Origin of the sequence: Enterobacter sp. FUJ80071 (assembly GCF_038739915.1) — a bacterium.
Classification (GTDB): domain Bacteria; phylum Pseudomonadota; class Gammaproteobacteria; order Enterobacterales; family Enterobacteriaceae; genus Enterobacter; species Enterobacter kobei.
Genome location: NZ_JBBXKH010000001.1, coordinates 753,421 through 775,282 on the forward strand (window position 1 = coordinate 753,421; position 21,862 = coordinate 775,282).

The window sequence follows — 21,862 nt, forward strand, 5'->3', positions numbered from 1 at the left end:
GGGAAAACGCGACGCATGAAAGCAGCGGCAAAAACGCTAAAACCAAAACGTCAGGAAGAACAGGCCAACTTTGTCAGTTGGCGTTTTGCGTTGCTTTGCGGCTGCATTTTACTGGCGCTGGGTTTCCTGCTGGGACGTGTGGCGTGGTTGCAAATCATCGCCCCTGACATGCTGGTACGTCAGGGGGATATGCGCTCTCTGCGTGTGCAGGAAGTGTCAACATCACGTGGGATGATCACTGACCGTTCTGGTCGCCCGCTGGCCGTGAGTGTGCCGGTAAAAGCGATTTGGGCCGACCCGAAAGAGCTGCACGACGCCGGTGGCATTACGCTGGACAACCGCTGGAAAGCGCTGTCAGATGCCCTGAAAATGCCGCTGGATCAGCTGGCTTCCCGCGTTAACGCCAACCCGAAAGGGCGTTTTATCTATCTGGCGCGTCAGGTTAACCCTGACATGGCGGACTACATTCGTAAACTGAAGCTGCCGGGCATTCATCTGCGTGAGGAATCCCGTCGTTATTATCCGTCCGGCGAAGTAACCGCTCACCTCATCGGCTTCACTAACGTCGATAGCCAGGGGATTGAGGGCGTTGAAAAAAGCTTCGATAAGTGGCTCACCGGCCAGTCGGGCGAGCGCATTGTGCGTAAAGACCGCTATGGGCGCGTCATCGAAGATATTTCCTCTACGGACAGCCAGGCGGCACACAACCTGGCACTGAGTATCGACGAGCGCTTGCAGGCGCTGGTTTATCGCGAGCTGAACAACGCCGTAGCGTTCAACAAAGCGGAGTCTGGCAGTGCCGTGCTGGTTGATGTCAGCACCGGCGAAGTGCTGGCGATGGCTAACAGTCCGTCCTACAACCCGAATAACTTTACCGGTACCGCAAAAGATGCGATGCGTAACCGGGCAATTACCGACGTGTTCGAACCTGGCTCCACGGTGAAACCGATGGTGGTGATGACGGCGCTTCAGCGCGGCATCGTCAATGAAAACACGGTTCTGAACACGATCCCTTACCGTATCAACGGCCACGAGATTAAAGACGTGGCGCGCTACAGCGAATTGACCCTGACCGGGGTGTTACAGAAGTCGAGTAACGTCGGTGTTTCAAAGCTGGCGTTAGCGATGCCGTCCTCAGCGTTAGTAGAGACTTACTCACGTTTTGGACTGGGAAAGGCGACCAATTTGGGGTTGGTCGGAGAACGCAGTGGCTTATATCCTCAAAAACAACGGTGGTCTGACATAGAGAGGGCCACCTTCTCTTTCGGCTATGGGCTAATGGTAACTCCGTTACAGTTAGCGCGAGTCTACGCGACGATTGGCAGCTATGGCGTCTATCGCCCGCTGTCGATTACCAAAGTTGATCCACCGGTTCCGGGCGAGCGTATCTTCCCGGAATCCATCGTTCGTACCGTTGTGCACATGATGGAAAGCGTGGCGCTGCCCGGCGGCGGCGGCGTGAAGGCGGCGATCAAAGGCTATCGCATTGCCATTAAAACCGGTACAGCGAAAAAGGTGGGGCCAGACGGCCGCTACATCAACAAATACATTGCCTATACCGCAGGCGTAGCGCCTGCAAGCAATCCGCGTTTTGCGCTGGTGGTCGTCATAAACGATCCGCAGGCGGGTAAATACTACGGCGGCGCCGTCTCCGCGCCTGTGTTCGGAGCTATCATGGGCGGCGTGTTACGTACCATGAACATTGAACCGGATGCGCTGGCGACGGGCGAAAAAAGTGAATTTGTAATTAATCAAGGCGAGGGTACAGGTGGCAGATCGTAATTTGCGCGACCTTCTCGCTCCGTGGGTGCCAAATGCACCGGAGCGAGCACTGCGAGAGATGGTACTGGACAGCCGCGTTGCGGCTTCTGGCGATCTTTTTGTGGCGGTGGTCGGTCATCAGGCGGACGGGCGTCGTTATATCCCGCAGGCGATTGCGCAAGGTGTTGCTGCCATTATTGCTGAGGCCAAAGATGAGGCAACCGACGGTGAGATCCGTGAAATGCACGGTGTACCGGTTATCTATCTCAGTCAGTTGAATGAACGTCTTTCTGCTCTGGCAGGACGTTTTTATCACGAACCTTCCGACCAACTGCGTCTGGTTGGCGTGACGGGCACGAACGGAAAAACCACCACCACGCAGCTGATGGCGCAATGGGCCCAGTTGCTGGGTGAAACCGGCGCGGTAATGGGCACCGTGGGTAACGGCCTGCTGGGCAAAGTCAGCCCAACGGAAAACACCACCGGCTCGGCAGTTGACGTACAGCATGTTCTTGCCGGTCTGGCAGGGCAGGGGGCAACCTTTGCTGCGATGGAAGTTTCTTCGCACGGTCTGGTACAGCATCGCGTTGCGGCGCTGAAGTTTGCCGCCTCTGTGTTTACCAACCTGAGTCGCGATCATCTTGATTATCATGGTGATATGGAGCATTACGAGGCCGCGAAATGGCTGCTGTTCTCTACTCACCATTACGGACAAGCCATCATCAACGCCGATGATGAAGTCGGTCGCCGCTGGCTTGCGAAGCTGCCAGACGCGGTTGCGGTGTCGATGGAAGACCATATCAATCCCAACTGCCACGGCCGCTGGCTGAAGGCCGTTGACGTTAACTATCACGACAGCGGGGCGACGATCCGCTTTGCCTCTTCATGGGGCGAAGGTGAAATTGAAAGTCGCCTGATGGGCGCATTTAACGTCAGCAATCTGCTGCTGGCGCTGGCGACGCTGCTGGCGCTGGGCTACCCAATGGCTGAACTGCTGAAGACCTCGGCACGTCTGCAGCCTGTTTGCGGTCGTATGGAAGTGTTTAGCGCGCCGGGCAAACCGACCGTGGTTGTCGATTATGCCCACACGCCGGATGCGCTGGAAAAAGCGCTGGAAGCGGCCCGCCTGCACTGTACCGGTAAACTGTGGTGCGTCTTTGGCTGCGGCGGCGATCGCGATAAAGGCAAACGTCCACTGATGGGCGCCATTGCGGAACAGTTCGCGGATATTCCGGTAGTAACCGATGACAACCCGCGTACGGAAGAGCCGCGCGCCATCATCAACGACATTCTGGCGGGCATGCTGGACGCCGGTCGCGCCCGCGTGGTGGAGGGCCGTGCGGAAGCCGTGACCAACACCATCATGCAGGCCAAAGAAAATGATGTGGTTCTGCTGGCAGGTAAAGGCCACGAAGATTATCAGATTGTTGGCAATCGTCGTCTGGACTACTCCGACCGCGTAACGGCAGCGCGTCTGCTGGGAGTCGTCGCATGATTAGCATCACCTTAAGCCGGGCCGCTGCGGTACTGCACGGCGAACTGTTGGGTCCAGATCTGACCATTGACGCGGTAACCACCGACACCCGCAAAGTGACCGCGGGTTGTCTGTTTGTGGCGCTGAAAGGCGAGCGTTTTGACGCGCATGATTTTGCCGGGCAGGCTAAAGAAAACGGCGCAGGCGCGCTGCTGGTCAGCCGTAAACTCGATATCGAACTGCCGCAAATTGTAGTGAAAGATACGCGTCTCGCCTTCGGTGAACTGGCCGCCTGGGTTCGTCAGCAGGTGCCAGCTCGTGTTGTCGCGCTAACCGGATCATCAGGCAAAACGTCAGTGAAAGAGATGACGGCGGCGATCCTCAGCCAGTGCGGCAATACACTTTATACCGCGGGCAACCTCAATAATGACATCGGCGTGCCGATGACATTACTTCGCCTGACCAACGAGCACGAATTTGCGGTGATCGAGCTAGGGGCAAACCACCAGGGGGAAATCGCCTGGACCGTGAGCCTGACGCGCCCGGAAGCGGCGCTGGTGAATAACCTGGCGGCGGCACATCTGGAAGGCTTTGGCTCGCTGGAAGGCGTGGCGAAAGCGAAAGGCGAGATCTACACCGGTCTGCCCGCTGACGGTATTGCCATTCTCAATGCCGACAACAACGACTGGCTGAACTGGCAGAACATCATTGGCTCGCGTAAAACCTGGCGCTTCTCGCCGAATGCGGCCAACAGTGATTTTACCGCGACCAATATTCATGTGACGTCGCACGGTACAGAGTTCACGCTCACGACCCCAACGGGTGACGTAGACGTGCTGTTACCGCTGCCGGGTCGCCATAACATCGCCAATGCGCTTGCGGCTGCGGCGTTGTCGACGGCCGTGGGCGCGTCGCATGAGGCGATTAAAACCGGGCTGGCAACGTTAAAAGCCGTGCCGGGACGCCTGTTCCCGATCCCGCTTGCGGAAAACAAGCTGCTGCTGGATGACTCTTATAACGCGAACGTTGGCTCAATGACGGCGGCGGTGCAGGTGTTATCTGAAATGCCGGGCTACCGCGTCATGGTGGTTGGCGATATGGCCGAGCTGGGCGACGAAAGCGAAGCCTGTCATATCCAGGTCGGGGAAGCGGCGAAAGCGTCAGGGCTGGACTGTGTGCTGAGCGCAGGAAAACTGAGCGAGGCGATTAGCCGTGCCAGCGGCGTTGGCGAACATTTTGCCGATAAAGCTGCGTTGATTGAGCGCCTGAAGGCGTTGATTACAGAAAAACAAATTGTGACTGTGTTAGTGAAAGGTTCACGTAGTGCCGCCATGGAAGAGGTTGTGCACGCATTACAGGAGAACGGGACATGTTAGTTTGGCTGGCCGAACATTTGGTCAAATATTATTCAGGCTTTAACGTCTTTTCCTATCTGACGTTTCGTGCCATCGTCAGCCTGCTGACTGCGCTGTTCATCTCATTGTGGATGGGCCCGCGCATGATTGCCCGTCTGCAAAAACTCTCTTTCGGCCAGGTGGTGCGTAACGACGGTCCTGAGTCGCACTTCAGTAAACGCGGTACGCCGACCATGGGCGGGATTATGATCCTGACTGCAATCGTTGTCTCCGTGCTGCTGTGGGCGTATCCGTCTAACCCATACGTCTGGTGCGTGCTTACCGTGCTGGTGGGCTATGGGATCATTGGTTTTGTGGATGATTACCGCAAAGTCGTTCGCAAAGATACTAAAGGCCTGATTGCCCGCTGGAAGTACTTCTGGATGTCGGTGATCGCGCTTGGTGTGGCCTTCGCGCTCTATCTGGCAGGAAAAGACACGCCCGCGACCGAGCTGGTGGTGCCGTTCTTTAAAGACGTCATGCCGCAGCTGGGGCTGTTCTATATCCTGCTGGCCTACTTTGTGATCGTCGGCACCGGCAACGCCGTCAACCTGACCGATGGCCTGGATGGTCTGGCCATTATGCCAACCGTCTTTGTGGCGGCCGGTTTTGCACTGGTGGCGTGGGCGACCGGTAACATGAACTTTGCTAACTACCTGCACATCCCTTATCTGCGACACGCGGGTGAGCTGGTGATCGTCTGTACGGCGATTGTCGGCGCGGGGCTGGGCTTCCTGTGGTTCAACACCTATCCGGCGCAGGTCTTTATGGGCGACGTCGGTTCTCTGGCGCTGGGCGGCGCACTGGGCATCATCGCCGTGCTGCTGCGTCAGGAGTTCCTGCTGGTGATCATGGGCGGTGTGTTTGTGGTCGAGACCCTGTCGGTGATTTTGCAGGTCGGCTCCTTCAAGCTGCGCGGTCAGCGCATCTTCCGTATGGCGCCGATTCATCACCACTATGAACTGAAAGGCTGGCCGGAGCCGCGCGTGATTGTGCGCTTCTGGATTATTTCGCTGATGCTGGTGCTAATTGGCCTGGCAACGCTGAAGGTACGTTAATCATGGCAGATTACCAGGGCAAAAAAGTCGTTATCATCGGGTTGGGCCTTACCGGCCTTTCCTGCGTGGACTTTTTCCTTGCGCGTGGCGTGACGCCGCGCGTGATGGATACGCGTGTCTCTCCGCCGGGTCTGGACAAGCTGCCGGAACAGGTTGAACGCCACCTTGGTGGTCTGAATGATGACTGGCTGCTGGCCGCCGATCTGATTGTCGCCAGCCCGGGGATGGCGCTGGCGCACCCTTCACTCAGCGCTGCGGCTGATGCGGGGGTGGAGATTGTCGGTGATATCGAGCTGTTCTGCCGTGAAGTGCAGGCGCCCGTTATTGCGATTACCGGTTCTAATGGTAAAAGCACCGTCACCACTCTGGTGGGCGAAATGGCGAAAGCCGCAGGCATGAACGTCGGCGTGGGCGGTAATATCGGTCTGCCCGCACTGATGCTGCTGGACAAAGGCTGCGAGCTGTATGTCCTTGAGCTTTCCAGCTTCCAGCTGGAAACCACCTCCAGCCTGCGCGCAGCTGCCGCGACGATCCTTAACGTGACCGAAGATCATATGGACAGGTACCCATTTGGTCTTCAGCAGTACCGCGCCGCCAAGCTGCGCGTGTATGAAAATGCCAAAGTCTGCGTGGTTAACGCCGATGATGCGCTGACCATGCCGGTGCGCGGCGCGGACGATCGCTGCATTAGCTTCGGTATCACCATGGGGGATTATCATCTGAACCGTCAGTTGGGTGAAACCTGGCTGCGCGTGAAAGGTGAGAAAGTGCTGAACGTGAAAGAGATGAAGCTCTCCGGCCAGCATAACTACACAAATGCTCTGGCAGCACTGGCGCTGGCGGATGCTGTTGGCCTGCCGCGCTCTTCCAGCCTGAAAGCGTTAACCACGTTTTCCGGTCTGGCGCACCGTTTCCAGCTGGCGCTGGAGCACAACGGCGTGCGCTGGATTAACGACTCCAAAGCCACCAACGTGGGAAGTACGGAGGCCGCGCTGAACGGTCTGCATGTTGACGGTACCCTGCATCTGCTGTTGGGCGGTGACGGCAAATCCGCTGATTTCTCCACCCTGAAGCCGTATCTTTCAGGCGATAACATCCGCCTGTACTGTTTCGGTCGTGACGGCAGCGAGCTGGCTGAATTACGCCCGGAGATTGCCGAGCAAACTGAAACGATGGAACAGGCGATGCGGCTGATCGCCCCGCGCGTGAAGCCGGGGGATATGGTGCTGCTCTCTCCAGCGTGCGCGAGTCTCGATCAGTTTAAGAATTTCGAACAGCGTGGCGATATCTTTACTCGCCTGGCGAAGGAGTTAGGCTGATGCGTTTATCTCTCCCTCGCCTGAAAATGCCGCGCCTGCCAGGATTTGGAATTCTGGTGTGGCTGTTTGCGGCACTTAAAGGCTGGGTGATGGCTTCGCGGGAAAAAGACTCCGATAGCCTGATTATGTACGACCGCACCCTGTTCTGGCTTACGCTGGGGCTGGCGGCGATCGGCTTTATCATGGTGACCTCGGCCTCGATGCCCGTCGGACAGCGTCTGGCTAACGATCCTTTCCTGTTCGCCAAGCGTGACGGGCTGTACATCATTCTGGCGTTCTGTCTGGCGCTGGTGACGCTTCGTCTGCCGATGGCATTCTGGCAGCGGCACAGTACGGCGATGCTGATTGCGTCAATTATCATGCTGCTGATCGTACTGGTTGTCGGGAGCTCCGTTAACGGGGCATCGCGCTGGATTGCGTTTGGCCCGCTGCGTATTCAGCCGGCCGAATTCACCAAGCTTTCGCTGTTCTGCTACCTGGCGAACTACCTGGTGCGTAAGGTCGACGAAGTGCGTAATAACCTTCGCGGCTTCTTAAAACCGATGGGCGTAATTCTGGTGCTCGCGATCCTGCTGCTGGCGCAGCCTGACCTCGGTACCGTGGTGGTGCTGTTTGTCACGACGCTGGCGATGCTTTTCCTGGCAGGGGCCAAGCTGTGGCAGTTCATCGCCATCATCGGAATGGGGATTTCAGCGGTAGTGCTGCTGATCCTCGCCGAGCCTTACCGTATCCGCCGTGTGACCTCGTTCTGGAACCCATGGGAAGATCCGTTCGGCAGTGGTTATCAGCTGACGCAGTCGCTGATGGCGTTTGGTCGCGGTGAGGTTTGGGGGCAAGGGCTGGGTAACTCGGTACAGAAACTGGAGTATTTACCGGAAGCGCACACTGACTTCATCTTCTCCATTATTGGGGAAGAACTGGGTTATATCGGTGTGGTATTGGCGCTATTAATGGTATTCTTCGTCGCTTTCCGCGCCATGTCGATTGGCCGAAAAGCGCTGGAGATCGATCACCGCTTCTCAGGTTTCTTAGCCTGTTCAATTGGGATCTGGTTTAGCTTCCAGGCACTGGTTAACGTCGGCGCCGCAGCGGGTATGCTGCCGACCAAAGGTCTGACGTTGCCGTTGATCAGTTATGGTGGTTCGAGCCTGTTGATCATGTCGACGGCCATTATGTTTTTGTTACGCATAGATTATGAGACGCGTCTGGAGAAAGCCCAGGCGTTTACACGAGGTTCACGATGAATCAACCGAAGCGGTTAATGGTGATGGCAGGCGGTACCGGCGGACATGTGTTCCCGGGGCTGGCGGTTGCGCACCATTTAATGGAGCAGGGCTGGCAGGTACGCTGGCTGGGAACCGCAGACCGCATGGAAGCCGACCTGGTACCGAAGCACGGTATTGAGATCGACTTTATTCGTATTTCCGGCCTTCGTGGCAAAGGTCTTAAGGCGCTACTGTTGTCTCCGGTGCGTATTTTTAACGCCTGGCGTCAGGCACGCACCATCATGAAGCGTTTTAAGCCTGATGTGGTACTGGGCATGGGTGGCTACGTCTCTGGCCCAGGCGGGTTGGCTGCGTGGTCACTAGGTATTCCCGTCGTACTGCATGAGCAGAACGGTATTGCCGGTCTGACCAACAAGTGGCTGGCGAAAATCGCCACCAAAGTTATGCAGGCGTTTCCCGGTGCGTTCCCGAAAGCGGACGTGGTGGGTAACCCGGTGCGTGTGGATGTGCTGGCGCTGCCGCTGCCGGACACCCGCCTGACGGGGCGTGAAGGACCGGTACGCGTTCTGGTTGTGGGCGGCTCTCAAGGGGCACGCATTTTAAACCAGACGATGCCGCAGGTGGCTGCAAAGCTGGGTGATGCCGTGACCATTTGGCATCAAAGCGGGAAAGGCGCGCAACAGACCGTTGAGCAGGCTTACGCCGCTGAAGGCCAGCCGCAGCACAAAGTGACCGAATTTATTGACGATATGGCTGCAGCCTATGCCTGGGCCGATGTCGTGGTTTGCCGCTCTGGCGCACTGACGGTAAGCGAAATCGCTGCCGCCGGTTTGCCCGCGGTGTTTGTCCCGTTCCAGCACAAAGACCGACAGCAGTACTGGAACGCGCTGCCGCTTGAGAAAGCCGGTGCGGCGAAGATATTTGAACAGCCACAATTTACCGCCGACGCGGTCGCCACTACCCTGGCGGGCTGGAACAGAGATGCATTGCTGGAGATGGCACAACGCGCGCGCGCGGTGGCAATCCCGGATGCGACTGAACGGGTGGCAAAAGAAGTGAGCCTGGCAGCCCAGGCTTAACCCTCGCAGCGCGTGTTGCGCTGCACGAATTTTAAGTAGTCGATGGCGTTTAGAGAATGAATACACAACAACTGGCAAAACTGCGTTCAATCGTGCCCGAGATGCGTCGCGTCCGGCACATTCACTTTGTTGGCATCGGTGGTGCTGGCATGGGCGGTATTGCCGAAGTGTTAGCTAACGAAGGTTATCAGATCAGCGGGTCTGACCTGGCGCCAAACCCTGTTACGCAGCAACTGGCGTCGCTTGGGGCGACTATCTATTTCAACCATCGCCCTGAAAACGTGCGCGATGCAAGCGTGGTGGTGGTATCGAGCGCTATCTCCTCTGACAACCCGGAAATCGTTGCCGCGCATGAAGCGCGCATTCCGGTGATCCGCCGTGCTGAAATGTTGGCGGAACTGATGCGTTTTCGTCACGGCATCGCGATTGCCGGGACCCACGGTAAAACCACGACCACTGCGATGGTTTCCAGTATTTATGCCGAAGCGGGTCTCGACCCGACGTTCGTCAATGGCGGTCTGGTCAAAGCCGCAGGCGTGCACGCGCGTCTGGGTCACAGCCGTTACCTGATTGCGGAAGCAGATGAGAGCGATGCGTCGTTCCTGCATCTGCAGCCGATGGTGGCGATTGTCACCAATATCGAAGCCGACCATATGGATACCTACCAGGGCGACTTTGAGAATTTAAAGCAGACCTTTATCAACTTCCTTCACAACCTGCCGTTTTATGGCCGCGCGGTGATGTGTGTGGATGACCCGGTCATCCGCGAACTGCTGCCGCGAGTGGGGCGTCAAATCACCACTTACGGCTTCAGTGAGGATGCTGACGTTCGCGTGGAAGAGTACAAACAGGTTGGTGCGCAGGGGCACTTCACGCTGGCGCGTCAGGACAAAGAGCTGCTGCACGTTACGCTGAATGCGCCAGGGCGTCATAACGCCCTCAACGCCGCAGCGGCGGTGGCGGTGGCGACAGAAGAAGGCATCGATGATGAAGCGATCCTGCGCGCCCTGGAAAGCTTCCAGGGCACTGGACGTCGTTTCGATTTCCTCGGTGAATTCCCGCTGGAGGCAGTAAACGGTAAAGCCGGCACCGCTATGCTGGTGGATGACTACGGCCACCATCCAACCGAAGTGGACGCGACCATCAAAGCTGCACGCGCTGGCTGGCCTGAAAAAAATCTTGTCATGATCTTCCAGCCGCACCGCTATACGCGCACCCGCGATCTGTATGACGATTTCGCCAGCGTACTGTCACAGGTGGATACGCTGCTGATGCTGGATGTTTATGCAGCAGGCGAAACTCCGATTCCGGGGGCTGACAGTCGTTCTTTGTGTCGCACGATTCGCGGACGCGGTAAAGTTGACCCTATTTTGGTTTCTGACCCGGTACAGGTGGCGGAAATTCTGGCACCTGTGCTGACCGGTAACGATCTGATTCTGATCCAGGGTGCGGGAAATATCGGCAAAATCGCCCGTACCTTAGCTGAAATCAAACTGAAGCCGCAAACTCAGGAGGATGAGCATCATGGCTGATAAGATTGCTGTCCTGTCTGGCGGCACGTCCGCCGAGCGCGAGGTTTCTCTGAATTCCGGCGCTGCCGTACTGGCGGGTCTGCGTGAAGGGGGCGTCAATGCGCACCTGGTCGATCCAAAAGAGGTCGACGTGACGCAGTTAAAAGCAATGGGCTTCGATAAAGTCTTTATCGCATTACATGGCCGTGGCGGAGAAGACGGAACCCTGCAGGGGCTTCTGGAGTTGATCGACATGCCGTACACCGGCAGCGGCGTGATGGCGTCTGCCATCTCTATGGATAAACTGCGCAGTAAGTTACTGTGGCAGGGCGCGGGGCTACCGGTTGCACCGTGGGTGGCGCTGACGCGTCGCGAATTTGAATTGGGCCTGTCTGACAGCGTTAATACACGCATTGCGGCACTGGGCTTACCGGTTATTGTAAAGCCGAGCCGGGAAGGGTCGAGCGTAGGAATGTCAAAAGTCGATAAAGCTGAAGATTTAGCGTCGGCTTTAGCTTTGGCATTTCAACACGATGAAGAAGTTCTGATTGAAAAATGGCTCAGCGGGCCGGAATTTACCGTCGCCATGCTTGGTGAAGAAATTTTACCGTCAATTCGCATCCAACCCGCCGGAGTCTTCTATGATTATGAGGCGAAGTATCTCTCTGATGAGACGCAATATTTCTGCCCTTGTGGTCTGGAAGCTGAGCGTGAAGCGGATTTACAGTCCCTGGTGCTTAAAGCCTGGAATATTCTCGGGTGTCGCGGCTGGGGACGCATTGATGTGATGCAGGACAGTGACGGGCAATTTTACCTGCTGGAAGCCAATACCTCTCCGGGAATGACCAGCCATAGCCTTGTGCCGATGGCTGCGCGTCAGGCAGGAATGAGCTTCTCTCAGTTAGTCGTACGTATTCTGGACCAGGCGGGCTGATATGTCTCAGGCTGCATTGAACACGCGCAACCGCGATGACGAAGAAGAATATGCTTCTTCACGCCGGAGTAATGGAACGCGTCTTGCAGGGATTATTTTCTTGCTCGGGGTGCTGTGCACCGTGTTTATCAGCGGCTGGATGGTGCTGGGCTGGATGGAAGATGCGCAGCGGTTGCCGCTGTCAAAGCTGGTGGTGACCGGCGAGCGTCACTACACGCGTAACGATGATATTCGCCAGTCAATTCTGGCGCTGGGATCGCCCGGCACCTTTATGACTCAGGACGTCAATATTATTCAGAGTCAGATTGAACGTCTGCCCTGGATAAAACAGGCGAGTGTCAGAAAGCAATGGCCTGATGAATTGAAGATTCATCTGGTTGAATATGTGCCCATTGCGCGTTGGAATGATCAGCACATGGTTGACGTAGACGGAAATTCCTTCAGCGTCCCATCCGATCGTGTCAACAAGCAAAATTTACCGATGTTGTATGGCCCTGAAGGTAGCGAAAACGAAGTCTTGCAGGGTTTTCGTGAAATGGGTCAGGTGCTGGCGAAGGACAGGTTTACGTTAAAAGATGCTGCAATGACGGCGCGCCGCTCCTGGCAGCTGACGTTGACGAACGGCATTAAGCTCAACCTGGGGCGCGGCGACACAATGAAACGTCTGGCGCGTTTTGTAGAACTTTACCCGGTTTTACAGCAGCAGGCGCAGACGGACGGCAAACGGATAAGCTACGTTGATTTGCGCTATGACTCAGGCGCAGCAGTCGGTTGGGAGCCGGCTCCGGTCGAGGAACCTAATCAGCAACAGAATCAGGCACAGGTACAGGCAGAACAACAATGATCAAGGCGACGGACAGAAAACTGGTAGTTGGACTGGAGATTGGCACCGCTAAGGTTGCCGCTTTAGTAGGGGAAGTTCTGCCCGACGGTATGGTCAATATCATTGGCGTGGGCAGTTGCCCGTCCCGTGGTATGGATAAAGGTGGGGTAAATGACCTTGAGTCGGTGGTGAAATGCGTGCAGCGCGCCATCGATCAGGCTGAATTAATGGCGGATTGCCAGATTTCTTCTGTCTATCTGGCCCTTTCTGGCAAGCACATCAGCTGCCAGAACGAAATCGGTATGGTGCCGATTTCCGAAGAAGAAGTGACGCAGGAAGACGTTGAAAACGTGGTGCATACGGCGAAGTCCGTGCGCGTGCGCGATGAACATCGTGTACTGCACGTGATCCCGCAGGAATATGCGATTGACTATCAGGAAGGGATCAAAAACCCGGTCGGTCTGTCTGGCGTGCGTATGCAGGCAAAAGTGCACCTGATCACATGTCACAACGATATGGCGAAGAACATTGTAAAAGCCGTTGAACGTTGTGGCCTGAAAGTTGACCAACTTATTTTCGCCGGTCTGGCGGCAAGTTATTCCGTGCTGACTGAAGACGAACGTGAACTCGGTGTCTGTGTGGTCGATATTGGTGGTGGTACAATGGACATGGCTGTCTATACAGGCGGTGCGCTGCGCCACACCAAAGTGATCCCTTATGCCGGGAACGTTGTGACCAGCGATATCGCATACGCTTTTGGTACGCCACCGAGCGATGCAGAAGCGATTAAAGTGCGCCACGGCTGTGCGCTGGGTTCAATTGTTGGCAAAGATGAGAGCGTTGAAGTGCCGAGCGTGGGCGGTCGTCCGCCGCGTAGCCTGCAACGTCAGACGCTGGCAGAGGTGATTGAGCCGCGTTATACCGAGCTGCTCAACCTAGTCAACGAAGAGATTTTACAGTTACAGGAACAGCTTCGTCAGCAAGGTGTGAAACATCATCTCGCGGCGGGGATTGTATTAACCGGCGGGGCAGCGCAAATTGAAGGTCTTGCGGCCTGCGCTCAGCGCGTGTTCCATACGCAGGTGCGTATTGGTGCGCCGCTGAATATTACCGGTTTAACGGATTATGCTCAGGAGCCGTACTATTCGACGGCTGTGGGCCTGCTCCACTACGGGAAGGAATCTCATCTCAGTGGTGAAGCAGAAGTGGAAAAACGCGTTTCAGTGGGGTCGTGGGTCAAACGACTGAACAACTGGCTGCGAAAAGAGTTTTAATTTTTTTAAGAGACCGGAGAGAATTAACGGTCTCGGGCGACAGGCACAACGGAGAGAGAAATTATGTTTGAACCTATGGAACTGACCAACGACGCGGTGATTAAAGTCATCGGCGTCGGTGGTGGCGGCGGTAACGCCGTAGAGCATATGGTGCGTGAACGCATTGAAGGTGTTGAATTCTTTGCAGTTAACACCGATGCGCAGGCACTGCGTAAAACAGCAGTTGGCCAGACTATCCAGATCGGCGGTGGCATCACCAAAGGGCTGGGCGCTGGGGCAAACCCGGAAGTCGGTCGCAACGCGGCTGAAGAAGATCGTGAAGCCCTGCGTGCTGCACTGGAAGGTGCGGACATGGTCTTCATCGCAGCAGGTATGGGCGGCGGTACGGGTACCGGTGCAGCACCTGTTGTCGCAGAAGTCGCTAAAGATTTAGGTATCCTGACCGTTGCTGTCGTGACCAAGCCTTTCAACTTTGAAGGCAAGAAGCGTATGGCTTTCGCGGAGCAGGGTATTACCGAACTGTCCAAGCATGTGGACTCACTGATCACCATCCCGAACGACAAACTGTTGAAAGTTCTGGGTCGCGGTATCTCCCTGCTGGACGCCTTCGGCGCGGCAAACGACGTACTGAAAGGCGCGGTTCAGGGTATCGCCGAACTGATTACCCGTCCTGGCCTGATGAACGTTGACTTTGCAGACGTTCGTACCGTGATGTCCGAAATGGGCTATGCGATGATGGGCTCTGGCGTGGCAAGCGGTGAAGACCGTGCAGAAGAAGCGGCTGAAATGGCTATCTCTTCTCCACTGCTGGAAGATATCGACCTGTCTGGTGCGCGCGGCGTGCTGGTCAACATTACCGCTGGCTTTGACCTGCGTCTGGATGAGTTCGAAACCGTGGGTAACACTATCCGTGCGTTCGCCTCTGACAATGCCACCGTGGTAATTGGTACGTCTCTCGACCCGGAAATGAACGACGAGCTGCGTGTAACTGTTGTTGCCACCGGTATCGGTATGGACAAGCGTCCTGAGATCACCCTGGTGACCAACAAACAGACTCAGCAACCGGTAATGGATCGTTACCAGCAGCACGGTATGTCTCCTCTGACTCAAGAGCAGAAACCGGCCGCAAAAGTGGTGAACGACCCTACGCCGCAAACGGCGAAAGAGCCAGATTATCTGGATATCCCGGCGTTCCTGCGTAAGCAAGCTGACTAAGAATTGGCTGGAATTTGGGGATTTGCGCTCTTTGTGCTAAACTGGCCCACCGTTAGTGATATACACTTTCGGTTGGATAGTTAATTTGGCGAGATTATACGATGATCAAACAAAGGACACTTAAACGTATCGTTCAGGCGACGGGTGTCGGTTTACATACCGGCAAGAAAGTCACACTGACGTTACGCCCTGCGCCGGCCAATACCGGGGTCATCTATCGTCGCACCGACTTGAATCCACCGGTAGATTTTCCGGCCGATGCCAAATCTGTGCGTGATACTATGCTCTGTACTTGTCTGGTGAACGAGCATGACGTGCGGATTTCTACCGTAGAGCACTTGAACGCCGCCCTGGCGGGTCTGGGTATCGACAATATTATGGTTGAAGTCGATGCGCCAGAAATCCCGATTATGGATGGCAGTGCTGCTCCGTTCGTTTATCTGTTGCTGGATGCCGGCATCGAAGAACTGAACTGCGCGAAGAAATTTGTTCGCATCAAAGAGACCGTTCGTGTCGAAGATGGCGACAAGTGGGCTGAATTCAAACCGTACAATGGTTTCTCGCTGGACTTTACCATCGACTTTAACCATCCGGCGATTGATGCCAGCACCCAACGCTATGCGATGAACTTCTCTGCTGATGCGTTTATGCGCCAGATTAGCCGCGCACGTACGTTTGGCTTCATGCGTGATATCGAATATCTGCAGTCCCGCGGCTTGTGCCTGGGCGGCAGCTTCGATTGTGCCATCGTTGTTGACGATTATCGCGTACTGAACGAAGACGGCCTGCGTTTTGAAGACGAATTCGTGCGTCACAAAATGCTGGATGCGATCGGCGACCTGTTTATGTGTGGTCATAACATCATTGGTGCATTCACCGCGTTTAAATCCGGTCATGCACTGAACAACAAACTGTTGCAGGCAGTCCTGGCAAAACAGGAAGCCTGGGAATATGTGACCTTTGAAGACGAAGCGGAACTGCCGCTGGCCTTCAAAGCACCAAGCACGGTTCTGGCTTAACGGTTCACACCGTTTCGTAAAAAATCGACTGGTTAACCTGGTACTCTCTCCGACCAGGAAGACCAGTCGTTTTTATTTTTACCCGTCTTCGTTTGCCTCAGCATTCTCTCTTGTTTGTCTTGCGCAGAAAATGTGTGCGTTAGCTGCATTCTTGACCGTTTTTCCCTGCAACGATGCCTCATTCCTGCTGTTGTGTTGCGGCATTAGTGGTAATATCTGGGCGCTTAAAAAAAATAACTGAATTTAGCCTGTAACTGGCGGGCTTATGTGGTGGAGCAAGTGAGCGGAATACTGACGCGCTGGCGACAATTTGGCAGACGATACTTCTGGCCGCATCTCTTATTGGGGATGGTCGCGGCGAGTTTCGGCTTGCCTGCGCTCAGCAACAGTGCCGAAGCCGCGACGCCAGCGAAAACCTCCACAACCAAGCACGATCTCAACACGCGGGTTAACTTTACTAACCTCGCGTGGCTTGAAGCCAGTCGTCGCCCGAATTTCTCCGTTGATTACTGGCACCAGCACGCTATCCGCACGGTCATTCGTCATCTGTCATTTGCGATGGCGCCGCAGACAATGCCTGTTGCCGAAGAGACGTTGCCGGTACAGGCACAGCACCTTGCCCTGCTGGATACGCTCAACGCGTTGCTCACGCAGGACGGCCAGCCGCCGGTCATGGTTCGCCAGACGGCGCAAACTGTGCTCACTCCGCCAGTCTCATTCTCTGTATCAACCTGGATTAGCCAGGCCCACGGCATCCGCGCCGGGCCGCAACGCCTCAGCTAAATTAACTTTTTCAATACCTTAATTTATCTGCCCATGATGGGGCGTTTGAGAATTTATTATGCTAATCAAATTATTAACTAAAGTTTTTGGTAGTCGTAACGATCGTACACTGCGCCGTATGCGCAAAGCTGTCGCTGTCATCAACGGTATGGAACCGGCGATGGAGAAGCTCTCCGATGACGAGCTGAAAGCAAAAACCGTGGAATTCCGCGCGCGTCTGGAAAAAGGGGAAACCTTAGAAAGCCTGATCCCGGAAGCCTTCGCCGTAGTGCGTGAAGCGAGTAAACGTGTGTTTGGCATGCGTCACTTCGACGTTCAGCTGCTGGGGGGTATGGTGCTTAACGAGCGCTGCATCGCGGAAATGCGTACTGGTGAAGGTAAAACCCTGACCGCAACGCTGCCGGCTTACCTGAACGCGCTGACCGGTAAAGGCGTTCACGTGGTTACCGTCAACGACTATCTGGCCCAGCGTGACGCCGAAAACAACCGTCCACTGTTCGAATTCCTCGGCATGACGGTCGGCATCAACATGTCCGGCCTGCCTGCGCCAGCCAAGCGTGAAGCGTATAACGCGGACATCACCTACGGCACCAACAACGAATACGGCTTCGACTACCTGCGTGACAACATGGCCTTCAGCCCTGAAGAGCGCGTCCAGCGTAAACTGCACTACGCGCTGGTGGATGAGGTGGACTCCATCCTGATCGATGAAGCGCGTACCCCGCTGATCATCTCCGGCCCTGCCGAAGACAGCTCTGAGATGTACCGCAAAGTCGACAAAATCATTCCGCACCTGCTGCGTCAGGAGAAAGAAGACTCCGACACCTTCCAGGGTGAAGGTCACTTCTCCGTTGATGAAAAAGCGCGCCAGGTGAACCTGACCGAGCGCGGTCTGGTGAAAATTGAAGAGCTGCTGGTCGCTGAAGGCATTATGGAAGAGGGGGAGTCCCTGTACTCTCCGAGCAACATCATGCTGATGCACCACGTAACGGCTGCACTGCGCGCCCACGCGCTGTTCACCCGTGACGTCGACTACATTGTGAAAGACGGCGAAGTCATCATCGTCGATGAACACACCGGCCGTACCATGCAGGGACGTCGCTGGTCTGACGGTCTGCACCAGGCTGTGGAAGCCAAAGAAGGTGTGGATATTCAGAATGAAAACCAGACCCTGGCGTCCATCACCTTCCAGAACTACTTCCGTCTGTACGAGAAGCTGGCGGGCATGACCGGTACTGCTGATACCGAAGCGTTTGAATTCAGCTCCATCTACAAGCTGGATACCGTTGTCGTTCCAACCAACCGTCCAATGATCCGTAAGGATATGCCGGACCTGGTGTACATGACCGAAGCGGAAAAAATTCAGGCAATCATCGAAGATATTCGCGACCGTACTGCCAATGGGCAGCCGGTTCTGGTGGGGACCATCTCCATCGAGAAATCCGAAGTGGTTTCCAATGAGCTGACGAAAGCAGGCATTAAACACAACGTTCTGAACGCCAAGTTCCATGCTAAAGAAGCGGATATCGTTGCTCAGGCGGGTTATCCGGCTGCCGTGACCATCGCTACCAACATGGCGGGTCGTGGTACCGATATTATGCTGGGCGGTAGCTGGCAGGCTGAGGTTGCTGAGCTGGAAAACCCAACGCCAGAACAGATTGCACAAATCAAAGCAGACTGGCAGGTACGTCACGACGCGGTTCTGGCTTCCGGTGGTTTACACATTATTGGTACCGAGCGTCACGAATCTCGTCGTATCGACAACCAGCTGCGTGGCCGTGCGGGCCGTCAGGGGGATGCCGGTTCTTCTCGCTTCTACCTGTCTATGGAAGATGCGCTGATGCGTATTTTCGCCTCCGACCGCGTGTCCGGCATGATGCGTAAACTGGGCATGAAACCAGGCGAAGCCATCGAGCACCCGTGGGTCACTAAAGCGATTGCCAACGCGCAGCGTAAAGTGGAAAGCCGCAACTTTGATATTCGTAAGCAGCTGCTGGAGTATGATGACGTTGCGAACGATCAGCGTCGTGCGATCTACACCCAGCGTAACGAACTGCTGGACGTGTCCGACGTGAGCGAAACCATCAACAGCATTCGTGAAGATGTGTTCAAAGCGACCATTGACGGGCATATTCCACCGCAGTCTCTGGAAGAGATGTGGGATATCGAAGGCCTGCAGGAACGTCTGAAGAACGACTTTGACCTCGATCTGCCTATCAAAGAGTGGCTGGACAAAGAGCCTGAGCTGCACGAAGAGACGCTGCGCGAACGTATCTTTGAAACCGCGCTGGACGTTTATAAGCGTAAGGAAGAAGTGGTTGGCGCTGAGATGATGCGTCACTTCGAAAAAGGTGTGATGCTGCAGACGCTGGACTCCCTGTGGAAAGAGCACCTGGCGGCAATGGACTACCTGCGTCAGGGTATTCACCTGCGTGGCTATGCGCAGAAAGATCCGAAGCAGGAGTACAAGCGTGAATCCTTCTCCATGTTTGCGTCTATGCTGGAGTCGCTGAAGTATGAAGTGATCAGCACCCTGAGCAAAGTTCAGGTACGTATGCCGGAAGAAGTGGAAGCGATGGAACAACAGCGTCGTGAAGAAGCTGAGCGTCTGGCGCAGATGCAACAGCTGAGCCACCAGACTGACGAGAGCGAAGCTGCAGCGGCGATCGCCGCGCAGACTGGCGATCGTAAAGTGGGTCGTAACGATCCGTGCCCGTGTGGTTCCGGTAAAAAATATAAGGCCTGCCACGGCCGTCTGAGCTAAGTTCATAAGACAATGAAAAGGCGCAGATATCTGCGCCTTTTTTATGGAAGTGACAATATGAAAATACTGCAAATTGCCGTCGGGATTATTCGCAACCCGCAAAACCAGATCTTCATTACCCAGCGCGCTGCCGATGCCCATATGGCGAACAAATGGGAGTTTCCCGGTGGAAAAATCGAATCAGGGGAGACGCCGGAAGAGGCGCTGGTGCGTGAGCTTCAGGAAGAAGTAGGAATTACGCCAGTTGGCGCAACGCTGTTCGATAAGCTCGAATACCAGTTTCCGGACAGGCACATCACGCTTTGGTTCTGGCTGGTCGAAAACTGGGAAGGCGACCCCTGGGGAAAAGAGGGGCAACCCGGTAACTGGGTGGAGCTTCAGGCCAGTGATGCCGATAAATTCCCACCGGCAAATGCGGCCGTCATATCCCGACTGACGGACGACCTGTAGGCCTGCTAAGCGAAGCGCCAGCAGGCTTTAAAGCTATTGCTGCTCTTCACTCCAGTCATCGCTGTCCGAGAGATCGCCTTTGCTCGGAATGCGTTTCTCTTCCGCCGCCCATTCTCCAAGGTCAATTAACTGACAGCGCTTGCAGCAGAATGGACGGAACGGACTCATTTCGCCCCATACAACGGTTTTACCGCAGGTGGGGCAGTTTACGGTGGTCACTTCAGACATCGGCACTCCTTAACAACAGGCCAGTTCAAAATCGAGGCGTTCCGGCACGGTGCCATTCTCGCTGTCCAGAGGCATAAAGCGGATCGCAAAACGACTCTTATGCCCGGAAATCTGTGGGTAAAGCTGCTCGCCGAGCGATAAATTCAGACGCAGAAGATCGGCATCATCGCCGTTATCCTGATAGAAACCGTTCAGGCTGGTTTGCTTGCGGAACGGCGCCGAGTTACGGATGAGGTCGAGAATTAGCGACAGCGTCTGGTGCATGGGGGCGAGACTTTCCAGCCAGCTGTTCACCTGCGCATCACGCTGTGCTTGCGGCATATGCAGCCACATATGCAGCGTTGGCAGGTCGAAACTACAGCAGCCACCAGGAATACTCAGGCGCTGGCGCACCAGGCCGATCAGGCGATCTTCTCGCAAAAATTGCCCGACACGAGGTGCGGCCATCAGCGTACTGCTGCTGTTTTTAAGCTGCTGACGAAGTGAATCAATGCGGCTCTGATCCACGCCCGGCACTTCGGCCCAGGCCTGTAATTTACGCTGCTGGCGCTCCAGTTCTTTCAGAAGCTCTGTGCGGACGTCGCCCCGCTCAATGACATCCAGCAGATCCCCCACGTTGCGGAAGAAGTGCAACGCAGTGGCATGATCGCTGACGGGCAAATGTTGTGAAAGTTGTTGAATCAGAAATTCGATACGCAGCCAGGTACGCATTTTTTCGTTGAGCGGATGCTCAAAAAGGATGTGGGTCGACATTATGGTTTTTCCTGTGCAACGGCCTGCGCGGCGAACGCCAAATACTGCGCATGCAGGCGGGCAACATCCGATGCAATGGCATCTGGTGCGCCGTTATTATCAATAACATCATCCGCAACGGCAAGGCGCTGAGCGCGCGTGGCCTGAGCGGCAAGAATTTGTTTAGCCTGTTCGCGCGAGACACGATCGCGCGTCACGGTGCGCTGGATTTGCGTTTCAGGCGAGACATCAATGACCAGCACCCGATCGGCTTTATTCTGCAGCTGATTCTCTACCAGCAGCGGAACCACCCACAGAACATACGGCGAGCGGGCTGCGGCAATTTGACGCTGTGTTTCCTGGTGGATAATGGGGTGGAGCAGGGCATTAAGCCAGCGTTTTTCCGCAGAATCGGAAAAAATGCATTCACGTAGCTTGCGGCGATTTAGCGTGCCATTTGCACTGATAATTGCCGGACCAAAATGGTTTTCGATGGCTTTTAGCGCGGGTGTATTGGGCTCTACCACCTGACGGGCAATGATATCGGCATCAATAATCGTGATACCCAGACGAGAAAATGCGTCCGCAACGGTACTTTTGCCACTACCGATGCCGCCGGTTAATGCGACGATATACCCCATTAAATCAAATCCTGGGAATTATTCATTATTAAAATCAGTTGGTTAAATTTCAAACGTGCTTCAGCCACTGTTTAGCCCTGTTTACCGGCTTTTTACCAGGTAAATTTATAGGATTGTAGCGTAAAAAAAGAGAATTTCGCAGTCTTGCGGAGCAGGTATTAGTGCGTATGATAGCGT

19 protein-coding genes are annotated in these 21,862 nt (G+C 55.4%); 16 read left to right on the top strand and 3 right to left on the bottom strand.

The window, feature by feature from the left end:
- The first annotated feature begins 15 nt into the window (after window positions 1–15).
- The 16 genes from AAER43_RS03560 (at window position 16) to mutT (ending at window position 20,084) form a co-directional block, all read left to right on the top strand.
- Window positions 16–1,782: a peptidoglycan glycosyltransferase FtsI gene (locus tag AAER43_RS03560; protein WP_057057762.1), complete on the top strand. Its 1,767-nt coding sequence runs from the start codon at window positions 16–18 to the stop codon at window positions 1,780–1,782.
- The gene (gene murE / locus AAER43_RS03565; protein WP_014882540.1) at window positions 1,769–3,256 is read left to right on the top strand and encodes a UDP-N-acetylmuramoyl-L-alanyl-D-glutamate--2,6-diaminopimelate ligase; all 1,488 of its coding nucleotides are present in this window, start codon (window positions 1,769–1,771) and stop codon (window positions 3,254–3,256) included. The genes AAER43_RS03560 and murE overlap by 14 nt, the downstream gene beginning before the upstream one ends.
- Complete coding sequence (gene murF / locus AAER43_RS03570) at window positions 3,253–4,611, top strand: UDP-N-acetylmuramoyl-tripeptide--D-alanyl-D-alanine ligase (RefSeq protein ID WP_045134570.1); 1,359 nt, start codon at window positions 3,253–3,255, stop codon at window positions 4,609–4,611. The genes murE and murF overlap by 4 nt, the downstream gene beginning before the upstream one ends.
- The gene (gene mraY, locus AAER43_RS03575) at window positions 4,605–5,687 is read left to right on the top strand and encodes a phospho-N-acetylmuramoyl-pentapeptide-transferase (protein ID WP_008501985.1); all 1,083 of its coding nucleotides are present in this window, start codon (window positions 4,605–4,607) and stop codon (window positions 5,685–5,687) included. The genes murF and mraY overlap by 7 nt, the downstream gene beginning before the upstream one ends.
- Before the next feature lie 2 nt (window positions 5,688–5,689).
- The gene (gene murD, locus AAER43_RS03580; RefSeq protein WP_045134571.1) at window positions 5,690–7,006 is read left to right on the top strand and encodes a UDP-N-acetylmuramoyl-L-alanine--D-glutamate ligase; all 1,317 of its coding nucleotides are present in this window, start codon (window positions 5,690–5,692) and stop codon (window positions 7,004–7,006) included.
- Window positions 7,006–8,250: a cell division protein FtsW gene (gene ftsW / locus AAER43_RS03585; RefSeq protein ID WP_014882543.1), complete on the top strand. Its 1,245-nt coding sequence runs from the start codon at window positions 7,006–7,008 to the stop codon at window positions 8,248–8,250. Before murD ends, ftsW begins: the two co-directional genes overlap by 1 nt.
- On the top strand, window positions 8,247–9,311 hold the full coding sequence (gene murG, locus AAER43_RS03590) for an undecaprenyldiphospho-muramoylpentapeptide beta-N-acetylglucosaminyltransferase (RefSeq protein WP_014882544.1): 1,065 nt from the start codon (window positions 8,247–8,249) through the stop codon (window positions 9,309–9,311). Before ftsW ends, murG begins: the two co-directional genes overlap by 4 nt.
- A 56-nt stretch (window positions 9,312–9,367) precedes the next feature.
- Window positions 9,368–10,843 carry a UDP-N-acetylmuramate--L-alanine ligase gene (murC, locus tag AAER43_RS03595; RefSeq protein ID WP_014882545.1) on the top strand — a complete coding sequence of 492 codons (1,476 nt, stop codon included), beginning with the start codon at window positions 9,368–9,370 and terminating at the stop codon, window positions 10,841–10,843.
- Window positions 10,836–11,756, top strand: a complete 921-nt coding sequence (locus tag AAER43_RS03600; protein ID WP_049010314.1) for a D-alanine--D-alanine ligase — start codon at window positions 10,836–10,838, stop codon at window positions 11,754–11,756. The genes murC and AAER43_RS03600 overlap by 8 nt, the downstream gene beginning before the upstream one ends.
- Window position 11,757: 1 nt before the next feature.
- On the top strand, window positions 11,758–12,600 hold the full coding sequence (gene ftsQ, locus AAER43_RS03605; RefSeq protein WP_014882547.1) for a cell division protein FtsQ: 843 nt from the start codon (window positions 11,758–11,760) through the stop codon (window positions 12,598–12,600).
- Window positions 12,597–13,853, top strand: coding sequence for a cell division protein FtsA (ftsA, locus tag AAER43_RS03610; protein ID WP_006173845.1), 1,257 nt, complete (start codon window positions 12,597–12,599; stop codon window positions 13,851–13,853). The genes ftsQ and ftsA overlap by 4 nt, the downstream gene beginning before the upstream one ends.
- 63 nt (window positions 13,854–13,916) lie before the next feature.
- On the top strand, window positions 13,917–15,068 hold the full coding sequence (gene ftsZ / locus AAER43_RS03615) for a cell division protein FtsZ (protein ID WP_008501978.1): 1,152 nt from the start codon (window positions 13,917–13,919) through the stop codon (window positions 15,066–15,068).
- Between the two features lie 101 nt (window positions 15,069–15,169).
- Complete coding sequence (gene lpxC, locus AAER43_RS03620) at window positions 15,170–16,087, top strand: UDP-3-O-acyl-N-acetylglucosamine deacetylase (RefSeq protein ID WP_014882548.1); 918 nt, start codon at window positions 15,170–15,172, stop codon at window positions 16,085–16,087.
- Between the two features lie 279 nt (window positions 16,088–16,366).
- Entirely contained in the window at window positions 16,367–16,870 is a 504-nt protein-coding gene (secM, locus tag AAER43_RS03625; protein WP_072093779.1) for a secA translation cis-regulator SecM, read from the top strand.
- A 58-nt stretch (window positions 16,871–16,928) separates the two neighbouring features.
- Window positions 16,929–19,634, top strand: coding sequence for a preprotein translocase subunit SecA (gene secA / locus AAER43_RS03630; RefSeq protein WP_014882550.1), 2,706 nt, complete (start codon window positions 16,929–16,931; stop codon window positions 19,632–19,634).
- Between the two features lie 57 nt (window positions 19,635–19,691).
- The gene (gene mutT, locus AAER43_RS03635) at window positions 19,692–20,084 is read left to right on the top strand and encodes an 8-oxo-dGTP diphosphatase MutT (RefSeq protein WP_023336758.1); all 393 of its coding nucleotides are present in this window, start codon (window positions 19,692–19,694) and stop codon (window positions 20,082–20,084) included.
- Between the two features lie 33 nt (window positions 20,085–20,117).
- On the opposite strand, the gene yacG is transcribed toward mutT, so the two are convergent.
- The 3 genes from yacG to coaE are packed head-to-tail and all read right to left on the bottom strand — an operon-like array spanning window position 20,118 to window position 21,685.
- Window positions 20,118–20,312, bottom strand: coding sequence for a DNA gyrase inhibitor YacG (yacG, locus tag AAER43_RS03640; protein ID WP_014882552.1), 195 nt, complete (start codon window positions 20,310–20,312; stop codon window positions 20,118–20,120).
- 9 nt (window positions 20,313–20,321) lie between these two features.
- Complete coding sequence (gene zapD / locus AAER43_RS03645) at window positions 20,322–21,065, bottom strand: cell division protein ZapD (RefSeq protein ID WP_014882553.1); 744 nt, start codon at window positions 21,063–21,065, stop codon at window positions 20,322–20,324.
- Complete coding sequence (coaE, locus tag AAER43_RS03650; protein ID WP_050862973.1) at window positions 21,065–21,685, bottom strand: dephospho-CoA kinase; 621 nt, start codon at window positions 21,683–21,685, stop codon at window positions 21,065–21,067. Before coaE ends, zapD begins: the two co-directional genes overlap by 1 nt.
- Window positions 21,686–21,862 lie beyond the last annotated feature (177 nt).

Bases quoted from the DNA above. Each gene is read 5' to 3' on its own strand.
- AAER43_RS03560 (WP_057057762.1), top strand. From the start codon at position 16: ATGAAAGCAGCGGCAAAAACGCTAAAACCAAAACGTCAGGAAGAACAG.
- murF (WP_045134570.1), top strand. From the start codon at position 3,253: ATGATTAGCATCACCTTAAGCCGGGCCGCTGCGGTACTGCACGGCGAA.
- mraY (WP_008501985.1), top strand. From the start codon at position 4,605: ATGTTAGTTTGGCTGGCCGAACATTTGGTCAAATATTATTCAGGCTTT.
- murD (WP_045134571.1), top strand. From the start codon at position 5,690: ATGGCAGATTACCAGGGCAAAAAAGTCGTTATCATCGGGTTGGGCCTT.
- ftsW (WP_014882543.1), top strand. From the start codon at position 7,006: ATGCGTTTATCTCTCCCTCGCCTGAAAATGCCGCGCCTGCCAGGATTT.
- murG (WP_014882544.1), top strand. From the start codon at position 8,247: ATGAATCAACCGAAGCGGTTAATGGTGATGGCAGGCGGTACCGGCGGA.
- murC (WP_014882545.1), top strand. From the start codon at position 9,368: ATGAATACACAACAACTGGCAAAACTGCGTTCAATCGTGCCCGAGATG.
- AAER43_RS03600 (WP_049010314.1), top strand. From the start codon at position 10,836: ATGGCTGATAAGATTGCTGTCCTGTCTGGCGGCACGTCCGCCGAGCGC.
- ftsQ (WP_014882547.1), top strand. From the start codon at position 11,758: ATGTCTCAGGCTGCATTGAACACGCGCAACCGCGATGACGAAGAAGAA.
- ftsA (WP_006173845.1), top strand. From the start codon at position 12,597: ATGATCAAGGCGACGGACAGAAAACTGGTAGTTGGACTGGAGATTGGC.
- ftsZ (WP_008501978.1), top strand. From the start codon at position 13,917: ATGTTTGAACCTATGGAACTGACCAACGACGCGGTGATTAAAGTCATC.
- lpxC (WP_014882548.1), top strand. From the start codon at position 15,170: ATGATCAAACAAAGGACACTTAAACGTATCGTTCAGGCGACGGGTGTC.
- secA (WP_014882550.1), top strand. From the start codon at position 16,929: ATGCTAATCAAATTATTAACTAAAGTTTTTGGTAGTCGTAACGATCGT.
- mutT (WP_023336758.1), top strand. From the start codon at position 19,692: ATGAAAATACTGCAAATTGCCGTCGGGATTATTCGCAACCCGCAAAAC.
- yacG (WP_014882552.1), bottom strand. From the start codon at position 20,312: ATGTCTGAAGTGACCACCGTAAACTGCCCCACCTGCGGTAAAACCGTT.
- zapD (WP_014882553.1), bottom strand. From the start codon at position 21,065: ATGTCGACCCACATCCTTTTTGAGCATCCGCTCAACGAAAAAATGCGT.
- coaE (WP_050862973.1), bottom strand. From the start codon at position 21,685: ATGGGGTATATCGTCGCATTAACCGGCGGCATCGGTAGTGGCAAAAGT.